The following is a 3,126-nucleotide window of genomic DNA, read 5'->3' as shown; positions in this document are numbered from 1 at the left end:
ATTCACTCAAAACTGGATGTTAAGTTAGTATCAATATAATTGTCCACCGCTATCTTGGTTAAGTCCTCGACCGATTAGTACTAGTCCGCTCCATACATCACTGTACTTCCACTCCTAGCCTATCTACCTGATCATCTTTCAGGGGTCTTACTTCCTTAAAGGAATGGGAAATCTCATCTTGAGGGGGGCTTCACGCTTAGATGCTTTCAGCGTTTATCCCGTCCATACATAGCTACCCAGCAATGCCCTTGGCAGAACAACTGGTACACCAGAGGTATGTCCATCCCGGTCCTCTCGTACTAAGGACAGCTCCTCTCAAATTTCCAACGCCCGCGACGGATAGGGACCGAACTGTCTCACGACGTTCTGAACCCAGCTCGCGTGCCGCTTTAATGGGCGAACAGCCCAACCCTTGGGACCGACTACAGCCCCAGGATGCGACGAGCCGACATCGAGGTGCCAAACCTCCCCGTCGATGTGAACTCTTGGGGGAGATAAGCCTGTTATCCCCAGGGTAGCTTTTATCCGTTGAGCGATGGCCCTTCCATGCGGAACCACCGGATCACTAAGCCCGACTTTCGTCCCTGCTCGAGTTGTAGCTCTCGCAGTCAAGCTCCCTTCTGCCTTTGCACTCTACGAATGATTTCCAACCATTCTGAGGGAACCTTTGGGCGCCTCCGTTACCTTTTGGGAGGCGACCGCCCCAGTCAAACTGTCCATCTGACACTGTCTCCCACCACGATAAGTGGTGCGGGTTAGAATGGTCATAACACAAGGGTAGTATCCCACCAGCGCCTCCATCGAAACTAGCGTTCCGATTTCTACGGCTCCTACCTATCCTGTACATGTGTCACAAACATTCAATATCAAACTACAGTAAAGCTCCATGGGGTCTTTCCGTCCTGTCGCGGGTAACCTGCATCTTCACAGGTACTAAAATTTCACCGAGTCTCTCGTTGAGACAGTGCCCAAATCGTTACGCCTTTCGTGCGGGTCGGAACTTACCCGACAAGGAATTTCGCTACCTTAGGACCGTTATAGTTACGGCCGCCGTTTACTGGGGCTTCAATTTTGAGCTTCGCTATTGCTAACCCATCCTCTTAACCTTCCAGCACCGGGCAGGCGTCAGCCCCTATACGTCATCTTTCGATTTTGCAGAGACCTGTGTTTTTGATAAACAGTCGCTTGGGCCTATTCACTGCGGCTGAACTTGCGTTCAGCACCCCTTCTCCCGAAGTTACGGGGTCATTTTGCCGAGTTCCTTAACGAGAGTTCTCTCGCTCACCTTAGGATTCTCTCCTCGACTACCTGTGTCGGTTTGCGGTACGGGTCATTTGTTTCTAACTAGAAGCTTTTCTTGACAGTGTGACATTGAGACTTCGGTACTTTATTTCCCTACTCATCACAACTTGTCCTTAAAGATAAAAGCATTTAACTCTTATCAAGACTTGTTGCTTGAACGTGCACTTCCAGTCGCACGATCTCATAGCCTCCTGTGTCCCTCCATTGTTCAAACAAAACAAACGAGTACAGGAATCTCAACCTGTTGTCCATCGCCTACGCCTATCGGCCTCAGCTTAGGTCCCGACTAACCCTGGGAGGACGAGCCTTCCCCAGGAAACCTTAGTCATTCGGTGGACAGGATTCTCACCTGTCTTTCGCTACTCATACCGGCATTCTCACTTCTAAGCGCTCCACCAGTCCTTACGATCCAGCTTCAACGCCCTTAGAACGCTCTCCTACCATAGAACCAAAGGTTCTATCCACAGCTTCGGTAACATGTTTAGCCCCGGTACATTTTCGGCGCAAGGGCACTCGACTAGTGAGCTATTACGCACTCTTTAAATGGTGGCTGCTTCTGAGCCAACATCCTAGTTGTTTGTGCACCCTCACATCCTTTTCCACTTAACATGTATTTTGGGACCTTAGCTGGTGGTCTGGGCTGTTTCCCTTTCGACAATGGATCTTATCACTCACTGTCTGACTCCCGGATATAAATGAATGGCATTCGGAGTTTATCTGAATTCGGTAACCCAAGACGGGCCCCTAGTCCAAACAGTGCTCTACCTCCATCATTCTCAAATCCGAGGCTAGCCCTAAAGCTATTTCGGAGAGAACCAGCTATCTCCAAGTTCGTTTGGAATTTCTCCGCTACCCACACCTCATCCCCGCACTTTTCAACGTACGTGGGTTCGGTCCTCCAGTGCGTTTTACCACACCTTCAACCTGGACATGGGTAGGTCACATGGTTTCGGGTCTACGACAACATACTCATTCGCCCTATTCAGACTCGCTTTCGCTACGGCTCCGCTTCTTCAGCTTAACCTCGCATGCTATCGTAACTCGCCGGTTCATTCTGCAAAAGGCACGCTATCACCCATTAACGGGCTCTAACTTCTTGTAGGCACACGGTTTCAGGTTCTATTTCACTCCCCTTCCGGGGTGCTTTTCACCTTTCCCTCACGGTACTGGTTCACTATCGGTCACTAGAGAGTATTTAGCCTTGGGAGATGGTCCTCCCGGATTCCGACGGAATTTCTCGTGTTCCGCCGTACTCAGGATACTCATAGGTGTGTTGTCAATTTCATCTACGGGGCTTTTACCCGCTACGGCTGACCTTTCCAGGTCGATTCGACTATCCACAACAGCTACCACAGCTGAGTCCTACAACCCCAATAAGCAAGCTTATTGGTTTGGGCTGTTTCCGTTTCGCTCGCCGCTACTAAGGAAATCGATTTTTCTTTCTCTTCCTGCAGGTACTTAGATGTTTCAGTTCTCTGCGTCTACCTTCTAATAGCTATGTATTCACTATTAGATAATATCCTATAAAAGATATTGGGTTCCCCCATTCGGAAATCTCCGGATCATAGCTTACTTACAGCTCCCCGAAGCATATCGGTGTTAGTCCCGTCCTTCATCGGCTTCTAGTGCCAAGGCATCCACCGTGCGCCCTTATTCACTTAACCTTTTCTAACCATACGGTTAGCTTGTTTTTTCATTAACTATTAACTAGCGATAGATAATAGTTAATACATTTCACAGTTCTTTAAAAGAAACTGTTCAACGCGGTGTTCTCGGTTTATGTTGATGTCTAACTTCAACTATCCAGTTTTCAATGAACAATCT

Annotated in this window: 1 rRNA gene; it reads right to left on the bottom strand. The window is 48.7% G+C overall.

The annotated features are described in order from the left end of the window. Nucleotides 1-54: 54 nt before the first annotated feature. A 23S ribosomal RNA gene (locus CBF36_RS12010) occupies nucleotides 55-2,966 on the bottom strand. Between the last annotated feature and the right edge of the window lie 160 nt (nucleotides 2,967-3,126).

The organism is Vagococcus bubulae (assembly GCF_003950315.1).
In the GTDB taxonomy this organism is placed as follows: domain Bacteria; phylum Bacillota; class Bacilli; order Lactobacillales; family Vagococcaceae; genus Vagococcus; species Vagococcus bubulae.
This window is presented reverse-complemented; position numbering and strand designations above follow the sequence as displayed.